Here is a 25,938-nt window from a genome sequence, read left to right as displayed (position 1 = left end):
ACCCTCTAAAGGTATTTTAGTTTGTGTTTCCTTCAGTATTGTTATCCTTCTTTTCTTCTTTTCTCTTTTTGCGGCTGTTATTTACACCATTAAAGAATTCGCGAAGATTATTGAAACTGGTGGTTTGCGAAATGCTCACGCCTTGTGTTTGATTGGTGGGCTGTTGGCTCAGGGCACGGTCTGCCGGGTTATAGTTGTTTTGCGAAAATACCTTTACTTTATATTTCCCATCTGTAGTAAGCAGGTACTCTGCGGTAATGTCTCCGGCAATGTTGTTAATATCTCCTGAGATGGCTCCTTCACGCGTTACCCTCAATCGTCCATCCAGAAAGGTGTAGCTCAAGCGGAGCCTGAAGGTGTTGAAGGCGTCCTGATCCAAATCGGCCAGGTCGAAGTTGACCTCCAGGTTTTCATCGAGCTGGGCTACCAGTTGGCTCAATTGGTTAGAAAGCAACTGACTTACGTTTTGGGTGGTGGTTCTGCCTCCAATGTTGCGAAGCCCGCCTTGTTCTGAAAAGCGGTTGAGTACGATAAGGCTAAGAACCTGCCGGTTTAACTCCTGCTCATCGCTCTGTACTCGGTTTTTAAAGGCATTGATGGCCGTGGTTAGCTGGTAGTCGTTTACGTTCAGGTCGGTAAAGTCAATATCGAAACCAATGTTTGGAGAAAGCATTGGGCCGTCCAGGTAGAGCAGCACTTTGGTGGGCACTCTGCGGCTTATACCACCATTTTGGCTTACACTTCCTCCCGATTGCTCCAAAAGAGGAGCCAGAGAAGTGTTTTGGGTATAGGAGGCTTTAATGTCCATGACAGCCGCATAGGGGTCGCCATACCAGGTTATGGTACTGGGCTGTTCTATTTGAAACTCTTTGGTAATGAGGTTGTACAGACTGAAGTTGTAGGCGCCTTCTGTAATGTCTAGTTCACCGGTCATTTGAAAATCGCCCTGCGTATCGATGAGCAGGCGAAGCTGTCCATCGCCTCTTCCTCTGATAATATCGCCTGTGCGCGGATCGATGATAATTTCTACGTAAGCTTCCGGTGTTACTTCTATGTCAAGGTCTAGTTTTAGACCCTCTATTTTTATTTTGTTTACTTCATTGATCAGCGAATCTTTGGTGCTGGTAGTGTCTTGAACAGTGCGGTCTACAAAAGTGATGTATTCGGGCACATCGTTATTGCCGGTATCTTCCGTAATGGGTATGTAAATGCGGGTGTCTCTTTCGGTTTTTACCTTGGCCGAAATATTGAGGCTGGAAGCCTCTCCGCTCAACGATACCTGACCTGTAGCTATGGCACTTCCATAATAAGCATCGCCATTATCGACATTGGTATTGAGCACCTGAAACTGATTCAATTGCCCGATAAGGTCTAAGCGAAAGTCTTTGAACGAATTATGGCTAATACGCCCTCCGAATTGTGCCGTCTGATTTCGGGCATCTACAAACTGCAGGTTTTCCAGGGCTATTACGTCTTTACTAAAGTCTATACCACCTTCAAAATTATAGCTTGTGTTGAGGTAGTTAATCTTCATTCTACCTTCTTTTATAGCTCCCTGGCCTTTCATTAGGGGTGAGTCTATGTTGCCGCTTATGGTGTACCGACCATCAATAAATCCGCCCAGGTTCGAAAAGTAATCGTCTATATATGGTTCGGCTATGTTCAGGTTGGCTTCGTTGAGACGCAGGTTGATGGCCAATTGGTTTTCAGGTCGGGCCGGATAAAACTGGCCATTCATAGCAATGATTCTTCGGTTGAGCCGGTTTACCTCAAAGTCCACATCGAACCGCTGGCGAAAGTCGTTCCAGGTAATACTGCCGTCCAGATTGCCTACCAGAAACTCGTTGATTTTGAAGTCTATGACTTCTATATCGCCAAAGATAATGGGGTTGTAATAAAGGTTCTGAGCATTGACAGTGCCACTTAATTTACCGGTGTACGACTCGGAGGTAAGTGGATTGATATTGGCCACTTCCACATCGCTAAAGTTTACGGTTAGGGTTTGCGAACTGTCTTGGGTAATGGCAATTTGACCGTTGAAGCTAATGGACTGATCGGTATTGTATATGCTCAGGTTTTCGAAGTCTATGCGCTGGTTGCCAAACACAACTACATTTTCTTCGGTGATCTTCCAGGTTTCATTAAGAGCGGTAATGTTCGAGTCTTCAAACCTCAGTTCAGTTCGGTCCGGGTAGAAATTTATGCCGGCACTAATTTCAGCATAGTTGCCTGTGCTGGCCTGGGTAAGTGTTTGCTTAATATCCATGCGCTTTCCGTCCCATACGGCTTCCAATACCAGCTTATTGGTTTCTGAAGAGTTCGAGAATATTTGTTTTTCGCTGGAAAGGTAGCCTTGTGCAAAGACCTTTTCCGGGTCGCGAATGTCTTTGGTGTTGATATATAAATCGTTTTCGAGCATGTAAATTTTACCAAACTGAACGGTGTCTACCTGCGAGCTGAGCACAAGCGACTGCCCTTGCCGGTTGTCAAAGCGGCCTTCTATTTTGGTGTTTTTAGCTACATAAATGGTGCTATCAAAAAGCTGTATGAGTGGGCTAATATTGTGCAGATCGACCGAGTAGTTGAGGTTAAATTTTTTCTTTGTTGGTGGGCTTCTGCGCAAAAAAGAATTTACCTCTTCCGACCTGCTGGAAAACTGCAATCTGTACTGTTCGTTGATGTTGGAGAGTTCTTTGGCAATACCTGTAAATTCGAAATCGCCACTGAAGTCGGCATCAAATAGGTCAGAAACGATGGTGAACTTGCGGCCGTTGCTGTTTCTGGAGGCTTCAAAAAACACCGAGTCCAGTTCTATATCTTTTTGTTTAAAGCGGTAGTAGGTATCGGAGAGGCTAATACTTCCTCTAATACTATCTAACTTAAGTCCGGTGATGTCCAGGTTAAAGTTGGTAGAGACCAGCATTTCTTCTTCAGTGAGCTTTACCTCTTTTAAAAGTGCAGTGTCTAGCCTACCCCTGAGCTTAAAGAGCTTATTGCCTTCCCGCAAGTCTACCGAACCGGTAGCAAAGAGCTTAAACATAGGGTCGTCTACATCAATTTGACCAGAGAAGAACGACTCTGCAAAAGCACCATCGGTTTCTATATTGGTGTAATTGTAGCCATTAATACCCACTTTTGGAATTACTGCGTCTAGTTCAAAGTTGGCGGTTTCCAGAGTAAATCCGGTGCCTTCTACCCGACCATCTAAATCAATTTTCTGAAAATTGCTTACCTCCGTAAATCGACCTATATCGAAGTTTTGTAAAAACAGATCGCCCCGGTAATATGGGGCTTCACCTTCTATAATCCGAATCTGGATGTTCGATTCAAGTCTACCAATTCGGGTTTGAAAGGAGCCATCGGCCACAAAATCGTTCAGCAGACCATCGAACTGTCCGGACATTCGGATGAGCCCAAACTTATTAGAGATTCGAAAGGCTTCCGGCCCTATGTATTTACGCAGGTCCGTTGCTTTTAGGGTAGACTCTCTCAAGGTTAGGCCAAAGATGGTCTGATCAATATTCGGCAGTCCTTCAATGTCTATGGCTCCTTTAAAACGGCTGTCTTGTCCAAAAGAAATGGAAAAATTGTCGGAGAAAAACTTATTTACGCGTCCCTGAAACAGTCCGTTTATGTTGACGGATTGATTGTATTTTTTTAACTCCGGAACAAAAAAGCCCAGCTCATCTGTATGGATGCGTGTCTCATCAAAATCAGCTTTAATGTTTACGCTGTCTACGAAGTAGCCCATTTGTGAAGGCCTTTCGTGTCGAAGTTCAATGAAGTCTTTAATGTGTGTATTACCCATTTTCAGATCCAGATCGAAGAAAACAAGTCCTTTGCTGGAGTTCCTGAAAAATGTTTGAAGATTATCGATCGTCAAGCCGGTAACAGGATCCCGGGTAGAAAGGCTTTTTACATCAATCTGAAAGGTGTCAGACACTACTTTAAGGTTTAACAGGTCTGCATTCAGGTCTACCAGCTGAAAATGGTTGTAATCGAACCCGTTGGTTATACTGTCTTTGCGACTGTCAGATATACTAAACCGGGAATCTAGCAGTGTAATCTGGTCGATGGAAAAAGTGCCTGCCGGAGCATCAGAAGGAGTGTCAGAGGCGGTGAGTTTTCCAATTCGGTCGGCCCATTCGTCAATATTCAGCCCTCCGGTGGAGTCATCACGCAGATTCACATTGGCTCCTTTTAGCCATGCTTCGCGTGTTCGAATGTTCTTTTTTCCAATTAGGTCGGCCAAATCGAAAGTGACTACCAACTCATCTACACCAATCATTAGCACCTCGTTCTGATCATAAATTTGAGTGTTGTCGAGTGCTATTGCATTGAACCACTTGATGTTGGCATAGCCAATTTCAGTTCTAAAGCCGGTGCCTTCGGTGAGGTAGGCGGTAGCCTTTCCTACAATATAATTTTGAACCGGAGGTAGGTGAATAAGAATAGCGGCAAGGATAAGTAAGATGAATGGAGTGGCAAGCATCCAAAGGATTGATTTCACAATCCGTTTTTTAATAACTTGCGATCTTTTAATTTTCTCCTTCAATGCCTTCCTCTGATATCAAAATCCTGGCCATCGAATCATCTTGTGACGAGACATCTGCGGCTGTTGCAGTCAACGGCAAAGTACTTAATAATATAGTCGCAACGCAATCTGTACACGAAAATTATGGTGGTGTTGTGCCTGAGCTGGCCAGCCGTGCCCATCAGCAAAACATTGTGCCAGTTGTAGACCAGGCGCTCAAAAATGCTGCCATAAGTAGAGAAGAGCTTACGGCTGTGGCTTTTACCCGCGGACCAGGGCTTATGGGAGCCTTACTGGTGGGAACTTCTTTTGCCAAAGGCCTTGCTCTGGCACTGGATATTCCGCTTATAGAGGTAAATCATATGCAAGCCCATATACTTGCTCATTTTATCGATGATCCTAAGCCTAAGTTTCCATTTCTCTGTTTAACGGTGAGTGGAGGACATACACAAATAGTGTTGGTAAAGGACTACAATCTTATGGAGGTTGTGGGCGAAACTCAAGATGATGCCGTTGGAGAGGCTTTCGATAAGGTGGCCAAGATGCTCGGTCTGGGCTATCCTGGTGGGCCAAAAGTCGATCAGTTGGCGCAGAAAGGGAATCCTATGGCATTTCAGTTTCCTGAAACCGAAATGCCGGGTCTGGACTATTCATTTAGTGGTATAAAAACGGCTGTGCTTTACTTCTTGAGAGACCAGCTAAAGCAAAACGAAGGTTTTATTGAGGAAAATAAGGCCGATTTAGCAGCTAGCATTCAGAAAACACTGGTGGCTATGCTCTTGCAAAAACTGAGAAAAGCCGCCAGACAATATGGAATTCATCAGATAGCCATAGCCGGAGGCGTATCCGCCAACTCTGGCCTGAGGAATGGCTTGGAGCAAATGGCCGGTAAAGAAGGGTGGGAGGTGTATATTCCTGCTTTTGAGTATTGCACTGATAATGCCGGAATGATAGCTATGGCCGGACATTACAAGTTCCTGGCCAATGAGTTTGTCGACCAAGGTGTTAGTGCTTTACCACGAATGAAGTTCTGATAGGCGTTTTATCAACCCGAGTTTTGATGATCCAGAGAAGCGTTCGTTTTAGTTTTTACAGTAGTCTATGGCTTGGTTAGGCCAGAATATTGATAAGTGTTGAATCATGAAGAATATTTTCAAACCGGGAGATATCAAAACACACACATACACAGTGAAGCCATACGATGTGGCCGGTTTTGAATCGGGCGTAGTACATCCGGTTTGCTCTACTTTTGCTCTAGCCAGAGAAATGGAGTGGGTGGGTAGACTTTTTGTACTGGAGTCAAAAGAGGAAGATGAAGAAGGTATTGGTACGATGGTGCACATTGAGCACAAAAGTCCGGCTCTGGTAGGGAACCAATTGACCCTTCAGGCAACTATCCATAAATTAGAAAAGAATGAATTGCTTTGTAGTGTTGTGGTAAAGTGTGGTGACAGAGTAATTGCCGAGGGGAGTACCGGACAAAAAGTACTGCCAAAACAAAAGATAAATAAGATTTTCAGTAGTTTAGAAGAGGATGGCAAAAGATAAGAACAGGTTTTCGAACAGTATTAATATAAAAAACAGGAGAGCCAGTTTTGAATATGAACTGATTGATAAATATGTGGCCGGAATGCAACTGATGGGCACGGAAATAAAATCGATCAGAGAGGGAAAGGCAACACTTAGTGATGCCTACTGCTATTTTAAAAAGGGAGAATTGTGGGTAAAGCAGATGCACATTTCGCCTTATGCCCAAGGGTCTCATTATAACCACGACCAAACCCGTGAGAGAAAACTGTTGCTCAATAAACGGGAGTTGGAAAAGCTACTTTCTAAAACGGAAGAGAAAGGGATGTCTATTGTGCCCACCCGACTTTTTATTAGTGAGAGGGGTTTTGCCAAATTAGAAATAGCCTTGGCCAAAGGTAAAAAATTGCACGACAAGCGTGACTCCATTAAGGAGCGCGATGTGAAACGAGATTTACAACGAATGAAATTCTGATGGAAGCATTAGGTTATGGTGTTACCCGGTTGAGTATGGTGCCTGTAAGGGGTGAGCCGGCAGATGCTGCTGAAATGACCTCTCAGTTGCTTTTTGGTGAGCACTATACCGTATTGGAAGAGTCGGAAGACCGCAAATGGCTTAAAGTGGTCAATGCCTTTGATAGTTATGAAGGGTGGATCGACAGAAAGCAGCATCATTCGATTTCCAAAGAATATTACCGTCAGATTAGTGAAACAGAATACAAGATATGCACCGATCTGGTTGCCAAGATTTTGTTCAAACAGCAAATCAATCATATCGTAGCAGGCTCCATTCTTCCCCTTTTGAATAATCCTATATTTAAGGAAGAAGAAAATGTGGCGTTCAACGGTACGGCCAAAAGTATGCACCAAAAGTGGGGAGTAGCCACTTTGCTCAACCATGCGGAAAAATATTTAAACAGTCCTTATTTATGGGGAGGCAGGAGTCCGTTTGGTATAGACTGTTCCGGCTTTACTCAAGTGGTATTCAGAACAGCCGGTTACACCTTGCCGCGCGACTCTTCTCAACAGATAGCAAAGGGTAAGGAGGTAGATTTTGCCGATAGAAAAGCGGGCGATTTAGCCTTTTTCACGAATAGCAACGGTAAAATGAACCATGTAGGTTTACTTACCGAACCGGATAGAATCATTCACGCATCAGGAAAGGTTCGCATCGATGTATTCGACCAAAAGGGGATTAAAAACTTAGAACAAAATACTTATACACATCATTTCTTTAAGTTAAAACGGATTATAACCTAGTATGAGGAGAGTATTGGTATTGAATCAGGACTATTCGCCACTCTCAGTCTGTTCGGCCGAACGGGCGTTCCTGCTTCTTTACCTGGAAAAAGCCGAGTTGGTTCATGATGCTCCCGGACATAAGTTTCGCAGTGTCAATGCCGATTTTCCCATGCCATCTGTCATCCGTTTACAACGTTATATCTTTATGCCCTACAAAGGGGTGTTGCTCAACAGGCAGAACATATTTAAGCGCGATGGTCAACAGTGTCAGTATTGTGGAAGGAGCAAAGACCTTACGCTAGACCATGTGCTGCCCAAGTCTAGAGGAGGGAAGTCATCTTGGAGTAATTTGGTAACGGCATGCAAGCGTTGCAATTCGGTTAAAGGTGATAAAACCCCGGAAGAGGCCGGAATGCCCCTTTTTCAAAAGCCATTTAAGCCCTCCTATGTTATGTTTGTGCGCAACTTCAGTGGCTTCACTTCAGAGGAGTGGCTAAAGTATCTTGGGGTGAATTGATCGTGAAATTTCAAGCTCCGACTAGATATAGACGTTCTCCAACTCGTGATTAACCTATCTTGAATGCCGTTAGAATTATAGTGATCTGCCTGAGCCAGTAGGCAAATATAGCCTACATGGAGTAAGTTGAGATATTTCCCAGGAGTCAATTTATCAAGCTTGAAACATAGTTTATCTTGTAAGAGAATAACCATAGATAAAATACATTCGATAAACTTCCGATGTGAAGTTTGGGTCTCTGGATATACCACCTCCAATTTCGTATCTAAAAACAAAAGAGTGCTTATTTCTCATAAAACCGGCCTGACCTATAATGCCTAATTCTAGTTCATTGAAAGTTTGGTAAACAGGAATTTCATTAACTACTCTGCTTTGACCAATAGTAGATATGTTTTCTTGAATATTTCGCTTTTCGTTACCAAGTCCATAATTAAGTCCCAGACCAAGAAGAATCGATGATCGTTTTATAGCAATGCTTCTTTGGATGAGTGTGTGAAGTTTGATTTGAGTTATTTCAATTTCACCGTTTACCTCACGGGTTCGAGAGCCGTAATCCTGAAAACCAGAACCTTTCGTCTTTAGAGTAGTATAGAGGACTCCAATATTCATGAACCACTTATCGGTTCTGGATAATCGAAGGTTCAAATTGGCTCCGAAAATAGGGCTAATTGAAGTTTCATAATCACTCATTACAGCACCAAAGGTTTCGTCACCAACAAATTCAATACCCGTCAACATGACCCCGGTATTTAAGGTAATGTCATAGGCTTTGTCAGATTTGGAAAGGGGATAAACATTAACCTGCTGGTTCGTACAAGTGCCATATTTTTCCATCAGTTTGCGTAATGACCTTTCATTATAATCAGTATTACGGATTATAGGTAATATATCGGAGCAATCTTCAAGTTGTTCAAGCAATGTTGCTTTGTATGTGCTGATTTCTTCTTCTACAGATTGGTTGGCAGCAAGTTGTCTGAAGTATCTCTGAAACATCAGAAGGTGATATGAGCCATGGGATGATATGTAAAAGCTAACTTTGCCTGAGTTATCGATGTATCTATAAATACCTTTATCGGCCTCAACTATTTTTTGAACAAATGACTTCTTGGTTACTGTATTTACTGATGGTATGTCCTGATAAAGCTCCTCCGTATCAAAGCCATCAATAACTTGGATATTTGCGCTTACGAATACCAACTTATCATAACCAATCTCCTTAGCTGCAGTACTAGTGAAAGTTATGGGATTGTCTGACTCTTCTGTTTTGAAAAGGAATTCCTGTGGAGTAAAGAAACTTTGCTCGATGCCTACAAGCCCAGAGAGTTTTTCTCCGTTGGCATTAATAATGTATCCTTCGGCATATTCAATCTGCCCGTAAGATTTTGAACAGAAGGATAAAACAAACAGGAGTAAGGCTAAGGTTTTTAAAAAAGTATCTAGGTTCATGTTTATTGAAAGCTGAAATGCTAAAACAAGCATATCTTAAAGAATCTCACAAATTTTATAAATTAAAATCTTAATCCTTTTTTTGAATGGTAGGGTATGTTACCCCCAGTTGTTCGAGATAAGTATTGAATTGCTTTTCGTTATAGTAAAATTTTTCCAGTTGGGGTCTAAATTCATCCATGATTTTCTTGTTCAGATAAACAGGCGGAAGATCATCGGCCCCAATCATGGGTTTGTATTGAGTTTCTTTGCTTTGCACGTTGTTGAAGTAATCCCAGGCCTGATCGACCAGCTCCGGATTTAGCAGAAAGTCAATAATGGTCATGGCCTCTACCTTTGCTCCGGCAGTTGCTCCTTTGTGTGCAATCGGAGTGGCCATTGCTATGGCATTGCTCCAGTGGTGTCCTTGTAGGCCGGGAATATTAGAAGGAAAGCGAAGTGTTACCGTAGGTACTTTCCAGCTTACATCGCCAATATCGTCTGAGCCACCGCTTACGGGAGACTTTACCGGAAGCCCCAAATCAGACAACGTAGTGCTTAGGCCTCGCGGGTTTGAGCCAACCTCTCGCTGTACGGCTCTGGCCAGCGTTTGGTCTTTTTCGTCCCATACGGGAAGTCCCACCTGCTTAATGTTTTCGTACATGGTTTCGGCTATTACTTTGTTGAAGTGTCTAGGCCAGGCTGTTCCCAAGATTCTGGAGCTCATCTCGGTGTCGGTCATCAGTGCAGCTCCTTTGGCAATGTTGTTGGCGGCTTCATACATTTCCATAATACCTTCGTAGGTCACATCGCGAAAGTAGTACCAGATGGATGCTTTCGAGGGTACTACATTGGGCTGATCACCTCCATCGGTTATAATGGAGTGGGATCGTTTTAGAGGGTGTAAGTGCTCACGTTTGTAGTTCCAACCTACATTCATTAATTCTACAGCATCGAGGGCCGATCGGCCTCTCCATGGTGCACCGGCTCCATGAGCGGCTTCTCCCTCAAAAGTATATTCTACTGAAATAAGTCCTGTACCAGAGGCTTGTCCGTAAGAAACGGAAAGGTTGCTGCTCACATGAGTGAATATGCACAGGTCGATGTTATCGAAGAGACCATCGCGGGTATACCAGGCTTTTGCGGCTACGAGTTCTTCGGCAATTCCTGGCCACAACACTAATGTTCCTCCAATATTTTCACGTTCCATAACCTGTTTTACGGCCAGAGCAGCAGTAATATTGAGAGGAATACCTGCATTGTGCCCTTCACCATGGCCGGGAGCTCCTTCTACCATGGGTTTGTGATAGGCCACGCCAGGGTATTGAGAGGCTTTGGGAATACAGTCTACATCGCTACCAAGAGCTATGGTAGGGCCTTCCCCGTTGCTCCATGTGGCAAACCAGGCCGTAGGGATTCCTGAAACTGATTCCACAATTTCAAACCCATTTTCTTTAAGAATACCGGTCAGATATCGGGACGATTCAAACTCCTGAAAGCCCAATTCAGCAAAACTGAAGATTTTATCGATCATGACCTGGGTTTGTTTATGGTTTTGTTCTACCAACTGGGCCACTTCGTTTTTCAGTTTACTAATTTGCTTTGGGCTATATTTCTTTTGGCCAAAGGCTAGTACACTGTAGCAGGTTAGGACTAGAAGGAGGGTGTATTTTCTTACAGACATTTTTTGTTGTGGTTGATATCAACCAAAATAAGAAAAAAACACTTGTTAAGTTATTGGAATGTGTTGGAGGGTTGTTCGGCTCATTTTTAACCGAACAACCCATTAATCAAAGATCGGTACTGAGCTTAATGTGACTTGGGCAGTCTATTTCGTAGGCAAATTCAATCTCGCGCTTTTCGCCCGGTTGAAGAGTGATCTTCCAACTTACCAAGCCTGTTTTTTCATTGTAAATTCCATCGGTTAAATTGGTAATTCTCACTTTTACTGAGCTTAGGGCAGAAAGCGGAATTTGATCGTAAATGCTAATCGAAACTATGCTTTGCTTAGTGTTAACCACTGTAATGAGATATTTTCTTTCTTCCCGCTTTCTATTTCCAAAGAGCTTGTGTTTTTCGAACTGCTTGAGACGCTGCCTGTTCACAATAATTCCTTCGTCTTTGCCGAGCGAAAGAGACAGGGTGTCAGAGCCAAGGTTGGTGTCAATAATGGATTTGCCAACAAAGCTGTTTTCAAAGTATAGATTTGATTCACCATCCAGCAGTTTAAGGTCTTGCCAATTGGCTACTTGGGCCACCAAATAGGCGTTGGCTCTTATTTTGGGGCTGGTAGAGTAGAGGTACTCTGCATCTATTTCTTTGGTTTGTATTTCTACAGTTTCAGGAATACCTGAAGTAGGTATATCGTATGGAAGTTCTATATCGTAAGCAAAGGTTGTTTCATAATTGATGACATTGATAGGTATGGGGTCCGATTTTTTAGTTAAACTGGAAGTGCCTCTCACTCCTATTCCTGCCACATTACCCTGAAGAGCCGCAGATGCTCCTGTTTTCATTTGTTTTTGTTCTGCCGCATAGCCGGTCACAACCACTTCACCAAGGCTTAATTCTTCCGGGTCCAACAGTATCTTAATTGGTGAATCGGATATTTGTACCTCACGGGTAGTAAAGCCCAAAAGCCTAACTATTAGAGTTGAGGAGCCGTTGGGTACCTGAAGCGAGAAGAAGCCGTTGCTGTCGGTTGTGGTTCCAATGGTTGTGCCCTTTACCATTACCAGAGCTTGAGGTAATGGGAGCCCGTCAGAAGCATCGAATACCTGGCCGGTTATGTCTCCGTCTGCCAAGTCTGATGGTACATAGTTTTGTCCACCAATGTAATAGGGAAAGAGTTGCGGAGCAGTTCCTGTAGATGCTATATCGCCTGAGCTTAGGGTAAGTTTAACGTTCTTCCAGTCTACGCCACTATTCTGAAATACCTTGGCTTTGTAGGTGATTTGGAGTGGGGAGTTTACACTTTTGGCTCGAATGTCATAAGAGGGTATCCAACCAGCCTCAAGTGTCGAATAGCTTATGGAAAGCCATGTTTTTTGAGCTTTTTCAGATTTAATGGTGAGTAGAATTTTGGAGGTAGGGCGCTCCTTAGTGCCACTATTTGCAGCTATTTGGTTGGTAATTGATTCCACTTCTCCGGTTAGGTTTTCAATGGCTTTTTGGGTTGAAAATATATGTTGGGCATTGGTTTTAAGTTTGGTTGAGAAGTATTCTATAGCGCTCTGATAGTCCCGGCCCGAGATGCCTTGACTACCAATGACTTTGGTGTTCTTGTTGAGGATTTCCGCTTCGTTTTTAAGTATTGCCAGTTGCATGTTAAGTACTTCTATAGAGTCGGACAGGCGGTGTCTTTTCTTCCATAAATTTTCTATTGCCTCAGGCGTCTTTTTGTCGAGAAAGTCCATTTCATGCCTCACTGAAAGTATGGTTATGCCTTCGGCTGATATCTGGATGGTGCTTGGGTCTAATTGTCCGCTCAATTGAGTGAGTTCAATTTTTTGCGTGCCCTCTACGAGGTTAACCTGAGCTTTTCTGTAAATCTCTGCTCCCTGAGTAAATACCTTAACCGACTCAATAGTGGAGGTTATTTGGGTTTGTGCCTGAACGGAGCAAGCCAATAGGCCCATAAGGGTTAAAAATGCAATGTGTCTCATAAATTTTGTCTTTAGTTAGGGGTTCCTGATAATTGAGATGCACAAGCTTTAGTGTTTCCATAACTATCAGTAGAAAAAATATGAGACGGCCGTCTTACCGTTAAGACAATCTATTTGCCATATAACCCCTAACTGAGTCCGATTTTATAATGTAAAATGCTGTCTGGCTTTTGATTTGGGCTGGTTTGGGAAAGCACTAAAGAATACCTTAACTTATGAGAAATTTATGTTCAACGCGAAAACACCACAATTATGGCGATTAAGCAAAGTTTAATAGAAAATAAGAGTTTTATACTTGAAAGCTTACCTACCCAGGAACTGAAAGATGAGTTTTTAAAGAGTCTGGAAAATGCTCCAGATAAGGTTGCCCCCCCAAGTGTAGAAGATCAGTTGAAAGAAGCCCAGGCCCCTGAGCATGTAGGAGAAGAGTTATATGATTCAATTAAAAAGGAGTTGGAGAACTACAAGCCTGCCGCCCCAATGTCTAAAGAAGATGAAAAGAAGGCCATTGAAGAAGAACTCAAGCATGTGTCTAAATCTGATGCCAGCGAGGAGAAGTAGTTTGAGGTATTAAAGCTCTAAATTCCTGATTAGATTATTGGCTGTACCGGGTTATAGTTATTGTGTACAGCATGACTAGAAGAAGACCTCTTAAAAGCATTGCTTGTCCCGAACCAAAGTATTGAGTAACCGGGCATGGATTTTTGAGAGGTCTTTTCATTGGTGCTAGATTGTAGGTTTACTAAAAAGCTCCCCGTTAATATATACCCTGTCTATCCAGTCAACACCAAAATTATAGCTGATGGAGTTGAGATTTTTACCCGCTTTGGCCACTATAAAATTGGCTCTTTTTCCTTCAGTAATACTACCAACTTCGTTTTCCAGTTCCAGAGCGTAGGCAGCATTGTAGGTTGTGGCATTGAAGGCCTCTTCGGGGAGAAGTCCCATGTTTACTGCGGCCAGGCTATTGGCCAGGCTTAGGTTGAAAGAGGGTGCGGAACCCGGATTAAAATCGGAAGCGATGACAAGCGGCAAACCGCTATCAATAATTTTGCGACTTGGCGTGTAGGGAATTCGGATAAAGAAGGAGCAGCCGGGCAAGGCAACCGGTATGGTGTCTGAATCTTTGAGTAGGTTGATTTCGCTTTCGCTCAAAACCTCCAGATGGTCTACTGTTAAGGCGTTGTATTCGATAGCCTTTTCTATACCTCCGATTGAATTGAATTGGTTGACATGAACCTTGGCTCTAAGGTCAAATTTTTCTCCTGCCTCCAGAATTCTGGACATTTGCTCTACAGTATAGTATCCTTCTTCGCAAAAACAATCAATATAGTCGGCCAATTGCTGGGAGTATATTTCGGGTAACATTTCTTGAATTAGGCTACTCATGTATTTTTCCTTGTCCTTATCGGGAAAGGCATGGGCGCCCAAAAAGGTGGCTTTAATGGGAATAGGAAACTGTTGTGCCAGTTGATTTACTACTTGCAGCATTTTTATTTCTGCTTCCATGCTTAGTCCATAGCCACTTTTTATTTCAATAGCCCCGGTTCCCGAACCAATAGCTTCTTGTAGCCTGAGAGAAGCCCGTTCTGTTAACTCAGAAAGGCTCATTTTCTGCAGTTTTCTGGCCGAGTTGAGTATGCCGCCACCTGCTTCAGCAATCGACTGGTAGTCCATGCCCTTGATTTTCATTACAAATTCTTCATCCCGGTCTTCGGCAAAAACAAGGTGAGTGTGCGAATCTACAAATGTGGGGCAAACCATTCTGCCATTCAGGTCTATGATTTCTGTAGCAGGCGATTCAGCAAAATCATCCATTGAACCGTATGAGGAAATAAGACCGTTTTCTACGGCCATCCAGGCATTTTCTATAGTAGGTACATCGGCCATCATGGCACCCCTTAATATGTTAGTGCCCGATTCTCTTACCTGAATAAGCCGGCCAATATTGATAAAGGTTTTTGTCATAAGCTTGGGTTTGGTTGCATACGAATTGCGTACAACTCAATGATTAGATGAAACCTGATTTTAAATTACAATTAATCGACTCTCTTATCTAAGAATGGCAGCAATTTGTAGTTATACTGCTTAAAGTCTGATGTCGGATTAACGCGTTTTTCATCATTGACATACATTGCTGCAATTACTCAAAGAGTCCGTTTAGCAACTCCTTGTCTACTAAATTTGGTTGAGTAACTTTTAGTTTCGGTTCGGCCTTCATGGCTCTTTCAATGGTACTCATTGCGTGTGGATTTCTGGCCCAGTTTCTTCTGGCAATTCCGTTGTTTACATCCCAAAAAAGCATGCTTTTTAGTTTGTCATCGGCTTCTGAACTGCCATCGAGTAGCATGCCAAAACCTCCGTTGATTACTTCACCCCAGCCAACGCCACCGCCATTGTGTAGCGAAACCCAGGTGGCTCCTCTAAAGGCATCGCCCACAAAGTTGTGAACGGCCATATCGGCCGTAAACTGCGAGCCGTCATAGATATTGGAAGTCTCGCGGTATGGAGAGTCGGTACCCGATACATCGTGATGATCTCTTCCTAAGACCACAGGTCCAATTTCTCCTTTACGAATGGCCTCATTAAATGCTGAAGCTATGCGTATGCGCCCTTCTGCATCGGCATAGAGAATTCTGGCCTGAGAGCCTACAACGAGCTTATTTTTCTTGGCCTCTTTAACCCAGTGAAGGTTGTCAGAGAGTTGTGGTTTAATTTCTTCTGGTGCTTCATTGAGCATTTGTTGTAGCACCTTAGCGGCAATGGCATCGGTTTGGTCTAAATCTTCCGGTTTGCCAGAAGTACATACCCATCGGAAAGGCCCGAAGCCATAGTCGAAACAGAGCGGTCCCATAATGTCTTGTACATAACTTGGGTATTTGTATTCTCCGCCTCCAACTCCTTCTCCGGTAAACACATCGGCCCCGGCTCTTCCGGCCTCTAGCAAGAAGGCATTGCCATAATCGAAGAAGTAAGTACCATTGGAGGTATGTTTATTGATGGCAGCGGCATGTCTTCGCAAACTCGCGTATACGGCCTCTTTGAATTGTTCAGGGCTGCTGGCCATTAGGTTGTTGGCTTCTTCATAGTCCATGCCTACGGGATAATAGCCTCCGGCAAAGGGGTTGTGCAAAGAGGTTTGATCAGACCCGATATCGATTTTTATACCGGCCTCATGAAATCCCTCCCAAACCTCAACTATGTTGCCCAGATAAGCAAATGAAGTGTTTTGGCCATTCTTTCTAGCTGTTTCTACCTGGGCAATTAGTTGTTCAATTCTATCAATTACCACATCTACCCAGCCTTGTTCCTGCCGTTTGTACGCAGCCTTTGGGTTAACTTCTGCCGTTACTGAAACGAGTCCGGCAATTTTGGCGGCTTTGGGCTGGGCTCCGCTCATTCCTCCCAAACCGGAAGTCACAAACAGTAATCCGCTAAAGTTGCCATCGGGACGTTTCATACGGGCTGCATTGAGCACCGTAATGGTTGTGCCGTGCACAATGCCTTGCGGGCCAATGTACATGTACGATCCGGCTGTCATTTGTCCATACTGGGTTACGCCCAGTGCATTGAATTTTTCCCAGTCATCCGGTTTGGAGTAGTTGGGAATCATCATACCATTAGTTACTACCACTCGCGGGGCATTTTGGGAAGAAGGGAAAAGTCCCATGGGGTGTCCGGAGTACATAACCAATGTCTGTTCATCGGTCATTTCGGCCAGGTATTGCATAGTGAGCCGGTATTGCGCCCAGTTTTGGAAAACTGCCCCATTGCCGCCATAGGTAATGAGTTCGTAAGGGTGTTGGGCAACCCGATGGTCCAGGTTGTTCTGAATCATGAGCATGATGGCCCGGGCCTGATCCGATTTGCCCGGATACTCCTTTAGGCTTCTGGCTTTAATCTCATGTTTGGGCATAAACCGGTACATGTAAATACGGCCAAATTGGTTGAGCTCTTGCAGAAACTCAGTGGCCAGAGTTTTGTGCCATGCCTCAGGAAAATAGCGAAGGGCATTTTGCAGTGCCAGCTTTTTCTCCGGAGCGTTCAGTATTTCTTTTCTCTTAGGGGCTCGGTTTACAGAAGCGTCTAATGTCGGAATTTCAGGCAGTTGAGAAGGAATTCCCTGCAATATTTCTTCTTGAAAAGTCATGACGGATGGTTTAATAGTTTTCAAATTCAACATGGAATGGGCTTTCTTTCTGAGCCATTTCAGATTGCGTCAATGCAATTAGCTTGCGTTCTGTAATAATGGTATGAGCCTTCTGAATATCGTCTGCGAAGATTCGGTCTTTGTCGGCATGGTCTATTTTGGTTCTTACATAGGCGTGGCAGGCCTCTAAGGCAGGCCCCGACCTGAGTGGTCTTCGGAAGTCGAAGGCCTGGGCGGCACAAAGTAATTCTATGGCCAGTATTTGTTCCAGATTGCCTATAATCTGTAGTGCTTTTCTTCCACTAATGGAGCCCATGCTCACATGGTCTTCTTGGCCAAGAGAGGTTGGAATGGAGTCGGCACTGGCCGGAAAGCACAGGCTTTTATTTTCTGAAACCAAAGCAGCCGATGTGTATTGCGGAAGCATAAAACCGGAGTTTATGCCTGTGTCGTTCATAAGTAATTGAGGCAAGCCCTCTACTTTACCTTCCAGAGACAGATAAATTCTTCGATCTGAAATGTTGCCAATTTCAGCAGCCGCTAAAGCGGCATAGTCCAGCGGCAGGGCCATTGGCTGACCATGAAAGTTTCCCCCACTAATGGTTTCTTCAGCACTGAGTATAATAGGGTTGTCTGTTACCGCATTGAGTTCTACTTCCAACAGCTCTTTTAGGTGCAGCCAAGCGTTGCGTGAGGAACCATGCACCTGGGGTATACACCGCAAGGAGTAGGGGTCTTGTACACGGCCACAGTTTATATGAGCATTTAGAATTTCCGATCCTTCCAATAGCACTCTTATTCTATGCGCAACGTGCCGGTTGCCCTTAAAAGGTCTTATTTCATGAAGTCTGGGGCTAAACGGTTTTGCACTTCCCATTAGTGCTTCAATCATCATTGCACCTATGATATCGGCATGGCTCAGGCAGTTGTACAGCCGGTCTACCACCATTACGGCATGTGCAGCTATAAATTGGGTACCGTTAATGAGGGCCAAACCTTCTTTGGGACCTAGAGCTACGGGTTGGAGTCCGGTAATCTGAAAAAGACGCTCAGTGCTCATTCTTTCACCCTTAAAATATACCTCGCCCAGCCCAATTAAGGGAAGGAAAAGATGGGCAAGGGGAGCTAGATCGCCCGAAGCTCCTACCGAGCCTTGCTCAGGAACAACCGGGATGGCTTGATTGTCGATGTGCCAAATAATGCGCTCAATAGTGCTTAATTGGATACCTGAAAAGCCTTGAGCCAGGGAGTGGGCCTTAAGAATAAGCATGAGTTGGGCAATGGTGGGGTCAATTGGTTTGCCAACGCCTACACTATGACTTTTCAGAATGTTGTATTGAAGTTCCCTGGTGTCTTTGGCCGATATTTTAGTGGTGCACAGTGGGCCAAAGCCTGTATTGATGCCATACACGGTTCGTTCTCCGGAAACAATATCTTCTACGGCCTGAGCGCTCTTCTCAACCTGTTCGATCGATGATGCCGACAAGGTGCCTTTTATTTCCCCTTTTGCTATTTGAAGTGCCTTTCCTACAGTGAGAAAGTCAATTCCGTAATTAAAATGTTTCATGTTTTTCCAGATTACTTTCGGTCATTCCGGAAATGTTCTTCTTGAAATTTCAAAAGAAGAAATTGCCCGGAATCTCAGTATCGATTGAGCTACCGTATGAAATAGGCCATTTGAAAAGATATGGTCTCTTTTTCCGGCATGACTTTCTAATACTTTTATCAAGCTTTAATCAAAATTACCTTCTTCACTTAATTCTTAAAAATGATTTATTTTTATGTTTTAATAACTAATAGTAATTAATGGAATTAAGGCATTTAAGGTATTTTCTCACACTGGGTAAGGAGTTGCATTTTGCCAAAGCTGCTGAGAAGCTGTACATCACTCAGCCGGCTCTTACCAAGCAAATTCAGCAGTTGGAAGAGGAGTTAAAGGTGAAGCTTTTTGAGCGCACCAAACGAAGGGTTAAGCTTACGGCAGCCGGTGAATATTTGCTTACCGAAGCGGAGTACATGCTTAATCATTTAGAGCAGGTAGTAGAGGCTACGCAACGGAAGGCGGAAGGTGAGGAGGGAGAAGTTCGGATTGGCTTTGTGGGGTCGGCTATGCAAAATATTATTCCCAACTTGCTTGAAAAACTTCACCAGAAGCACCCGGGAATTCATACTTCTTTGCAGGAATTGAACAATAGAGACCAGTTGGATGCCCTTAGGCATGATAAGCTCGATATTGCCTTTGTGCGCTTAGTTACCGTACCGAAAGAGCTGGAAACCCAAGTGGTTTTTGAAGATTCCTTTTCGCTGGTAGTGTCGAAAACACATCCGGTGAGCAGAAGTAATTTTTCCAGCCTGACGCAATTCAGAAAAGAAAATTTCATTCTTTTTTCGAATGACTACAGTCAGGAGTATTACGACAACATCATGAGTATTTTCACCGATCATGGATTTGAGCCCAAGGTCTCCCATCGGTCAGTTCAGGCCAACAGCATTTTCCGTTTGGTAGAAAAGCGATTGGGTGTAGCTATTGTGCCCAGTGCTTTGCAAAGCGGTGTAAACCTGGATATTGAGTTTATTTCATTGGCCCACCTGAGGCAAAGAACGCAACTGATGGCGGTTTGGCATAAACAGAACCGAAATGAAGCTTTAGGCAAGTTTTTGGAGTTATTGTCTGACTAAGGTCTACTTCTTTGAAAGAGAGCACTCTTGGGGCATCGCATGCCATAAATTATTGATCTAACTACCGTTTTTAGAATGGATAATAACCAGAAATGCATTTTAAACTACTGCATTTAAGGAACGAACTGATTAAATTTGTGTGTTACTAACTCATAGAATAATTTAGAATACCATCTGTTTCATGCAGCATTCACCTTCAGAAAGAATAGTACTAGCCAAAGAGAAGATTCTGGCTTTAAAAAAATACGCACAGGAACATAAAGCCAAGGCTACTATACAAATCATCAATTCGTTTTTACCTTTTCTTGGCCTTTGGACGTTGATGTACATTAGCCTCGATTACAGTTATTGGATTACCCTTGGGCTGGGAGTAGTTAATGCCTTTTTTCTGGTTCGAATTTTCATCATTCAGCACGACTGCGGTCATCAGTCTTTCCTGAGAAACCGAAAGGCTCAGAAAATCATTGGCTACATATGCAGTTATTTCTCCGCTATACCATTCAACTACTGGTCCAAGTCGCACAATGTGCACCACAAGCACAATGGTCAGTTAGAAATGAGAGATATAGGCGATGTGACCACCATGACTGTTGAAGAATTTAAGCAAATGAGTCGATGGGGCCGACTGAAGTACAGAATTTACAGATCGCCCATTGTAATGTTTTTGATTGGCCCGGTGTATTACCTTTTTATTCATAACCGCATTGCTTTTATTAAACTACCCATGTTTCAGAAAGCCAAAAAGTGGTTGGTGCTCAACAACTTTGTAATGCTGGCCATCTTTGTGTTTTTTGGGTTCTTACTGGGCTGGGAAAAATTCCTGCTGGTACACCTGACCATATTGGTGTTGTTTTCCATTATCGCCATCTGGTTTTTTTATGTGCAACATCAACATGAGTATACCTACAAACAGTGGATGAAAAATTGGGACTATGTGACCTCTGCACTCAAAGGCAGTACTTACTATAAGGTTCCCCGATTATTCAATTGGCTAACGGGTAACATTGGTATACACCATGTGCATCATCTAAACCCGTTTATTCCCAACTACAATCTCAAGAAATGTATTGAGGAGAACCCATGGTTGAATAAGTACACCACCACTATCAACTTTAGGCAAAGTTTAACGCTCATTACCAACAAGCTTTGGGACGAAGCCGAGCAGCGCATGATTAGCTTCCGCGAGTTTTACCGTAAGGAAAAAATGCAGGCTATAAGGGTTAGGTCTTAACCTGATTGAAAATGGAGGACAATTCCAGGGGACTAATCAGAAATATGATATGATGGAACTTGCTGTCATTTACAAGCATCGATGGTATATCGAACTGTTGTTCAAAAAATAACTCAGGCAGAGATTTCCACCCTAATGTACTTCTAAATAGACCACCAAAACGCTAATAAAATACAAATCTAGTGTTCTTTGATAGGGTGTTGCCTATGGAAGTAGTAGGTAGATAGTTAGAAGGAGATGGGCTGTTTCCAATAGGCTATCTTCCGTCAGGTATCATTGGATAGCTTATATTCACCTGTCTGATTTCCTAAACAGTCCGATCGACTCGAACTCAAAAAACAACTTTAAAGTACTGCTCAAGCTTCCTTTTTTGGCCTCATAGAGGGTTTATTTTTAACAAAGCACCATTAAATATTCTTGTTTTCAACACTGATCAATATTTAACACATGGTCAATTACCTTACCGATTTTAGTAAAAACAGTTGTCAATAAAAATGATCTTTTTATTGACAATTTAATTTATTATGTTATAATTTGTAATTATAATTAGATGATTAGATTTCATGTATACTTTAATATATTAGCTTGGTTATAATATATATATTAGTTTATATTAATAATATTTTTCTCGTTTAGTTTTAAAGTTAACTGATCTTGTTTTTACAATAAAAATGCAAAAACGAAAAGAGTATTTAATGTGATTTTGGTGTTAATTTCAACATCATATTTGGTTTTTTCCTTCCAATCTGAACCTCAATTTACCTATTGCATTGAGCCGAATGAACAAGTCTCAAATGCAGATGGATATTGTGCGTTTTATGAGAAGAATTATGGTAATATATATTTCAGGTGTCAAAGTACTCCAGGAGCTCCAGGTCAACAGATGGATTGCATTGGAAACTTACTTAATGCTGAACCTATCACTGAGTAGTTTAATTTTAATAATTTTTTTATGAAAAAAAAGAAAATTCTGGTTCTATTAATATTATTTTCTGCTTTGAGTCTTCGGGCATATTTTGAGCCAGATCAACTAGTGTATTGTGCACCTACAGATGAAAATCACCCCAAGGCCACAGGACATTGTAGGCATACAGAAAATGGAGAGCATGGTGAGTTGGTATTTAGATGTGATTGGTTCCCTGGTTACCCAAATCAACCAATGGATTGTATTGGGGATCTAATGAATCCTGTTCCACAGTAAATCAATACCAAATTAATTTTAGGTCACTATTATGTTTAGAAGGATCCTTATCTGGCAATTTTCAGTTTTTTTTATTTGTGCATGTGGGGCTAGTTCAAATGAAGACTTAGTCTTTGATAAGAACTACTCGTTTAGGGAAAGTGGGCAAATCAATTTTGCCTTGGATAGTATTTCAATAGCTAAATCTGATCATTTTTCTATTATCAAAAACGAGGATCAAGTATTCTTGTCATTTTTTAATCAACCTGATAATTCAATACTACTATACGATTTCGACACTAAGCAATTAGTTCAAAGAGTGAGACTTCAAACTGAAGGGCCAAACGCATTGATATCTATTAACTCTGCACCTAGCAACTTTTACATTAAAAATTTAGATTCAATATTTATTTATTCTGCTGTACAAAGTCAGCTTTTTTTAATTTCCTCTGACGCTACGGTCAAAAATAAATGGGGTATAGAATCAATTAGAGATGATCCGAAATATCCTGCATATGTGATTAACACTTTGAATCCGATTCAATTTCAAGATGGTAAAATTATAATCGTAGGCTCTCTTTCATGGTATGAAGATGGTGTTCCTCCTATTTTGACTCTCGATTTAAAAAATGAAATCAAGTTAAACCTACCTGAAAACCTACCGCTTTATACTCAATGGGACAGGTTAAGAGTTGGTAGCTCATATTTTTTTCAACCTTCTAATACGAGAATAAACTATGGTGATGTTTTAGTCAGCTACCCTAAGGATCATAGGATAATCAAATATTCAGATTCCGAAATAGAAATCATTGACTTAGCTAATCCCAAGATAGCTGATATGAGCATCTATAGTGAAGAGATAAATCAAAAAACATACATGTCTCAAGATTACATCGATTATTCTATGATAACAGCTAAGTATCACGCGATTTTATCAGATGATGAAAATAGATTTGTTTTCCGTTTTGCTCGATTACCCTCATCCATGGATTTACTTTCTAAGGTTAGAGAGACGGGTGAGAAAAGAAATTGGGACTATTCGGTAATGATTTATGATCATGATTTCAGTGCTTTAGGAGAATTTACTTTCGAAAACCGATTTGATCTGGATTTTAATTCGATGTTTGTTCAAGATGGAAAGCTATTTATTCTCAAGAATCAAGAAGATGAAAACCTATTAAGCTTTGCTATGTTCGAACTTTATGAAGTCATTTAGATTATTCTTAATTCTGTTCTTGTATCTGGTTCAATCATGCGTAATCAATGATTCGGATGGAATTATTACAGAACTGGAAAAAATTGTTCCTGTTAAAAGTAAATTCGAAAAGGTTGTTTTTATACCTTATCGAGGGTGTTCTAATTGTGTGGCAAAAGCATTCGATTATTTAAAAGAGAATCCCATTGAAAAGGATTTAATAGTATTTATCAATTATAGTTCAGAAAAAGAAATCAAAATCCGTTTGAACATTTATCAAGTGAAGGTTTCGAACCTAATCTTTATTAATGAGGCGTCAAAAATAATTGAACATGGAGTGTCTTCTTATTATCCAACCATACTAGATTTCAGGAATGATAATAATGAAATTGTTATTGCTGACCCTTCCAATTTAGAGGTTTGGAAGCGCTATCAATAAGTGTTCTTATTCTTGTTTAATTCTTGATTACCGCAATACACTCCACCTCAACAGAAGCGCCTAAGGCCAAACCTTCGGCTCCAAAGGCTGACCGGGCCGGTTTTTTACCGGGAAAGTACTCCACATAAACCTTGTTGAAGTCGCTCCAACGATTAATATCATCTATAAAAACTGTGAACTTAATGGTATGTTCCAGTGAGCTGCCATGTGCTTCCAGCACTTTTTTAATACTCTCCATGGTTTGTCGTGCTTCTGCCTCCAGCCCGCCTTCAACCAACTCCATTTTGCCCGGTTTCATACCAATAACTCCTGAAAGGTAAAGCACGTTATCTACCCGAACGGCATCGCTAAAGGGCAAGCCCAAAGCCGCCATTTCTTCCGACTGATAGTGTTCAATTATTGGGCTGCGACTGGCACTGTTACAAGACATAAAGAAAATTAATACAAACGATAGGCTGAAGAGTGGTTTCATAGGTTTCTTGAGATCATTTAAAATCATAATTTAGGAATTGATCAATAAAACTTCCCATGTCTGACTATATCATTACCATTGATGCCGGTACAACCAGCGAGAGGGCCATACTTTTCAATAAAAGGGGGCAAATTGTGAGCACCTCACAGCGTGAATTTCAACAGTTTTACCCAAAGCCCGGTTGGGTAGAACATAGCCCATTGGAGATATGGGAGACACAGAAGTTTACCATCAATGATGTACTGGAAAAACAAGGAGTATCGGCTCAGGATATTGCGGCAATTGGTATTACCAATCAGCGCGAAACCACCCTGGTGTGGGACCGGAAAACAGGCAAATCCATTTATAAAGCCATAGTATGGCAAGACAGACGAACCGCAGGGTACTGCGAAGAGTTAAAGGCTGCAGGACATGCCGAGATCATTCAGCAAAAAACGGGCTTGCTGATTGACGCCTATTTTTCTGCATCTAAAATTCGCTGGATTCTCGATCAGGTGGAGGGTGCCCGGGAACGAGCAGAAAACGGGGAGTTAGCCTTTGGTACGGTAGACTCCTGGTTGCTGTGGAAGTTGACCAACGGAAAGGTGCATGCTACCGATGTGAGTAACGCCAGCCGCACCATGCTGTTTGACATACATAATTTGACATGGGACGATGAACTACTCGACTTATTTGATATTCCTAAGGCCATGTTGCCGGAAGTGAAGCAGAGCAGCGGCCTCTATGGGCATACCGCCAAAGAACACTTTGGAGCAGAAATACCCATTGCCGGTATTGCAGGAGACCAACAGTCTGCCCTTTTTGGGCAAATGTGTACTGAGCCGGGCATGGTAAAAAACACTTATGGTACAGGCTGTTTCTTAGTAATGAACACCGGAAAAAAAGCCATAACCTCTAAACATAAACTACTTACCACCATAGCCTGGCAGGTAAATGGAGAGGTAAGTTATGCTTTGGAAGGCAGTATTTTTATTGGAGGTGCCATTGTGCAGTGGCTCCGCGATAATGTGCATTTTGTGGAGTCTTCGGCTGAGATAGAATCTCTGGCGCGCAGTGTAGAAGACAACGGTGGAGTATATTTTGTACCCGGTTTTGTGGGGCTGGGTGCTCCCCATTGGGACCAATATTCTACGGGACTAATGATTGGGCTAACCAGGGGTACTCAAAAAGGGCATGTAGCCAGAGCCGCTCTGGAAGCTCTGGCTCTTCAAAGTATGGAGGTGATCACTACAATGGCGCTAGATTCGGGGATTGACTTAAAGGAATTGCGGGTAGACGGAGGGGCATCGGCCAATGATTTATTAATGCAGATCCAGAGCGATGTGACCGGGCTGGATATTGTTAGGCCGGAGATTGTAGAGACCACCGCTCAGGGAGCGGCATTTTTGGCCGGATTGGCCGTTGGCTTTTGGGAGAATATGGATGAGATCAGAGCCATCTGGAAAGCCGATAAGCACTTTAGCCCTTCAGGAAAAGACGTAGAAAAGTTAAAACACAACTGGGCACGGGCAGTTGAAAGAGCAAAAGCGTGGGTGGAAGAGTGATAGTTGAAATACCTCGATTTATGGTCAATCGCGGTATTCTTACCACCAGGCCGAATTTGATTAGCGAGGAATTTAATTCTTGACATTAGGTGTTAGATCGATGGAATATAAAGCAACCTGAGTTCGATGTAAGAAAAG

The 25,938-nt window shown here is 42.5% G+C and carries 20 protein-coding genes; 12 read left to right on the top strand and 8 right to left on the bottom strand.

Annotated elements, in window-relative coordinates; genetic code table 11:
• Nucleotides 1-16 precede the first annotated feature (16 nt).
• Nucleotides 17-4,510: a translocation/assembly module TamB domain-containing protein gene (locus B3763_RS16610; RefSeq protein WP_286747980.1), complete on the bottom strand. Its 4,494-nt coding sequence runs from the start codon at nucleotides 4,508-4,510 to the stop codon at nucleotides 17-19.
• 44 nt (nucleotides 4,511-4,554) lie between these two features.
• Here B3763_RS16610 and tsaD point away from each other — a divergent pair, with 44 nt between their 5' ends.
• From tsaD to B3763_RS16585, 5 genes are all read left to right on the top strand, one after another.
• Nucleotides 4,555-5,568, top strand: a complete 1,014-nt coding sequence (gene tsaD, locus B3763_RS16605; protein WP_286747978.1) for a tRNA (adenosine(37)-N6)-threonylcarbamoyltransferase complex transferase subunit TsaD — start codon at nucleotides 4,555-4,557, stop codon at nucleotides 5,566-5,568.
• A 106-nt stretch (nucleotides 5,569-5,674) separates the two neighbouring features.
• Nucleotides 5,675-6,082 carry a thioesterase family protein gene (locus tag B3763_RS16600; RefSeq protein ID WP_286747976.1) on the top strand — a complete coding sequence of 136 codons (408 nt, stop codon included), beginning with the start codon at nucleotides 5,675-5,677 and terminating at the stop codon, nucleotides 6,080-6,082.
• On the top strand, nucleotides 6,069-6,536 hold the full coding sequence (gene smpB / locus B3763_RS16595) for an SsrA-binding protein SmpB (protein WP_189630482.1): 468 nt from the start codon (nucleotides 6,069-6,071) through the stop codon (nucleotides 6,534-6,536). The genes B3763_RS16600 and smpB overlap by 14 nt, the downstream gene beginning before the upstream one ends.
• Nucleotides 6,536-7,321: a C40 family peptidase gene (locus tag B3763_RS16590; protein ID WP_286747973.1), complete on the top strand. Its 786-nt coding sequence runs from the start codon at nucleotides 6,536-6,538 to the stop codon at nucleotides 7,319-7,321. Before smpB ends, B3763_RS16590 begins: the two co-directional genes overlap by 1 nt.
• Before the next feature lies 1 nt (nucleotide 7,322).
• Entirely contained in the window at nucleotides 7,323-7,820 is a 498-nt protein-coding gene (locus tag B3763_RS16585) for an HNH endonuclease (RefSeq protein WP_286747971.1), read from the top strand.
• A 171-nt stretch (nucleotides 7,821-7,991) separates the two neighbouring features.
• Here the strand turns inward: B3763_RS16585 and B3763_RS16580 are convergent, their stop codons facing one another.
• The 3 genes from B3763_RS16580 to B3763_RS16570 all read right to left on the bottom strand — a co-directional run bounded on the left by B3763_RS16580 (nucleotide 7,992) and on the right by B3763_RS16570 (nucleotide 12,910).
• Complete coding sequence (locus B3763_RS16580) at nucleotides 7,992-9,266, bottom strand: hypothetical protein (RefSeq protein WP_286747970.1); 1,275 nt, start codon at nucleotides 9,264-9,266, stop codon at nucleotides 7,992-7,994.
• A 70-nt stretch (nucleotides 9,267-9,336) separates the two neighbouring features.
• On the bottom strand, nucleotides 9,337-10,929 hold the full coding sequence (locus B3763_RS16575) for an amidohydrolase (protein ID WP_286747968.1): 1,593 nt from the start codon (nucleotides 10,927-10,929) through the stop codon (nucleotides 9,337-9,339).
• A 106-nt stretch (nucleotides 10,930-11,035) separates the two neighbouring features.
• On the bottom strand, nucleotides 11,036-12,910 hold the full coding sequence (locus B3763_RS16570; RefSeq protein WP_286747966.1) for a mucoidy inhibitor MuiA family protein: 1,875 nt from the start codon (nucleotides 12,908-12,910) through the stop codon (nucleotides 11,036-11,038).
• Between the two features lie 252 nt (nucleotides 12,911-13,162).
• Between B3763_RS16570 and B3763_RS16565 the strand changes: the two genes are divergently transcribed.
• Nucleotides 13,163-13,471 (top strand): hypothetical protein, encoded by a 309-nt coding sequence (locus B3763_RS16565; protein WP_286747964.1) that lies wholly within the window; start codon nucleotides 13,163-13,165, stop codon nucleotides 13,469-13,471.
• Nucleotides 13,472-13,636: 165 nt separating this feature from the next.
• On the opposite strand, the gene hutI is transcribed toward B3763_RS16565, so the two are convergent.
• The 3 genes from hutI to hutH all read right to left on the bottom strand — a co-directional run bounded on the left by hutI (nucleotide 13,637) and on the right by hutH (nucleotide 18,627).
• Nucleotides 13,637-14,878 carry an imidazolonepropionase gene (hutI, locus tag B3763_RS16560; RefSeq protein ID WP_286747962.1) on the bottom strand — a complete coding sequence of 414 codons (1,242 nt, stop codon included), beginning with the start codon at nucleotides 14,876-14,878 and terminating at the stop codon, nucleotides 13,637-13,639.
• Between the two features lie 175 nt (nucleotides 14,879-15,053).
• Nucleotides 15,054-17,060 (bottom strand): urocanate hydratase, encoded by a 2,007-nt coding sequence (locus B3763_RS16555; protein WP_286747960.1) that lies wholly within the window; start codon nucleotides 17,058-17,060, stop codon nucleotides 15,054-15,056.
• A 10-nt stretch (nucleotides 17,061-17,070) separates the two neighbouring features.
• Nucleotides 17,071-18,627, bottom strand: coding sequence for a histidine ammonia-lyase (gene hutH / locus B3763_RS16550; RefSeq protein WP_286747958.1), 1,557 nt, complete (start codon nucleotides 18,625-18,627; stop codon nucleotides 17,071-17,073).
• A 239-nt stretch (nucleotides 18,628-18,866) separates the two neighbouring features.
• On the opposite strand from hutH, the gene B3763_RS16545 reads away from it, so the two are divergent.
• The 5 genes from B3763_RS16545 to B3763_RS16525 all read left to right on the top strand — a co-directional run bounded on the left by B3763_RS16545 (nucleotide 18,867) and on the right by B3763_RS16525 (nucleotide 23,784).
• Nucleotides 18,867-19,739 carry a LysR family transcriptional regulator gene (locus tag B3763_RS16545; protein WP_286747956.1) on the top strand — a complete coding sequence of 291 codons (873 nt, stop codon included), beginning with the start codon at nucleotides 18,867-18,869 and terminating at the stop codon, nucleotides 19,737-19,739.
• Between the two features lie 181 nt (nucleotides 19,740-19,920).
• A complete protein-coding gene (locus B3763_RS16540) occupies nucleotides 19,921-20,970 on the top strand; it encodes a fatty acid desaturase (protein ID WP_189630492.1) in 1,050 nt (349 codons plus the stop codon).
• A 1,052-nt stretch (nucleotides 20,971-22,022) separates the two neighbouring features.
• Entirely contained in the window at nucleotides 22,023-22,151 is a 129-nt protein-coding gene (locus B3763_RS16535) for a hypothetical protein (protein ID WP_286747953.1), read from the top strand.
• 51 nt (nucleotides 22,152-22,202) lie between these two features.
• Complete coding sequence (locus tag B3763_RS16530) at nucleotides 22,203-23,366, top strand: DUF4221 family protein (RefSeq protein WP_286747951.1); 1,164 nt, start codon at nucleotides 22,203-22,205, stop codon at nucleotides 23,364-23,366.
• Nucleotides 23,353-23,784 (top strand): hypothetical protein, encoded by a 432-nt coding sequence (locus tag B3763_RS16525; RefSeq protein WP_286747949.1) that lies wholly within the window; start codon nucleotides 23,353-23,355, stop codon nucleotides 23,782-23,784. Before B3763_RS16530 ends, B3763_RS16525 begins: the two co-directional genes overlap by 14 nt.
• Nucleotides 23,785-23,800: 16 nt before the next feature.
• Here the strand turns inward: B3763_RS16525 and B3763_RS16520 are convergent, their stop codons facing one another.
• Nucleotides 23,801-24,256, bottom strand: a complete 456-nt coding sequence (locus tag B3763_RS16520; protein WP_286747947.1) for a RidA family protein — start codon at nucleotides 24,254-24,256, stop codon at nucleotides 23,801-23,803.
• Between the two features lie 56 nt (nucleotides 24,257-24,312).
• Between B3763_RS16520 and glpK the strand changes: the two genes are divergently transcribed.
• Nucleotides 24,313-25,800 carry a glycerol kinase GlpK gene (glpK, locus tag B3763_RS16515; RefSeq protein WP_286747945.1) on the top strand — a complete coding sequence of 496 codons (1,488 nt, stop codon included), beginning with the start codon at nucleotides 24,313-24,315 and terminating at the stop codon, nucleotides 25,798-25,800.
• Nucleotides 25,801-25,938: the final 138 nt, after the last annotated feature.

Source organism: Roseivirga sp. UBA1976, assembly GCF_002336325.1.
In the GTDB taxonomy this organism is placed as follows: Bacteria; Bacteroidota; Bacteroidia; order Cytophagales; family Cyclobacteriaceae; genus Roseivirga; species Roseivirga thermotolerans.
This window is presented reverse-complemented; position numbering and strand designations above follow the sequence as displayed.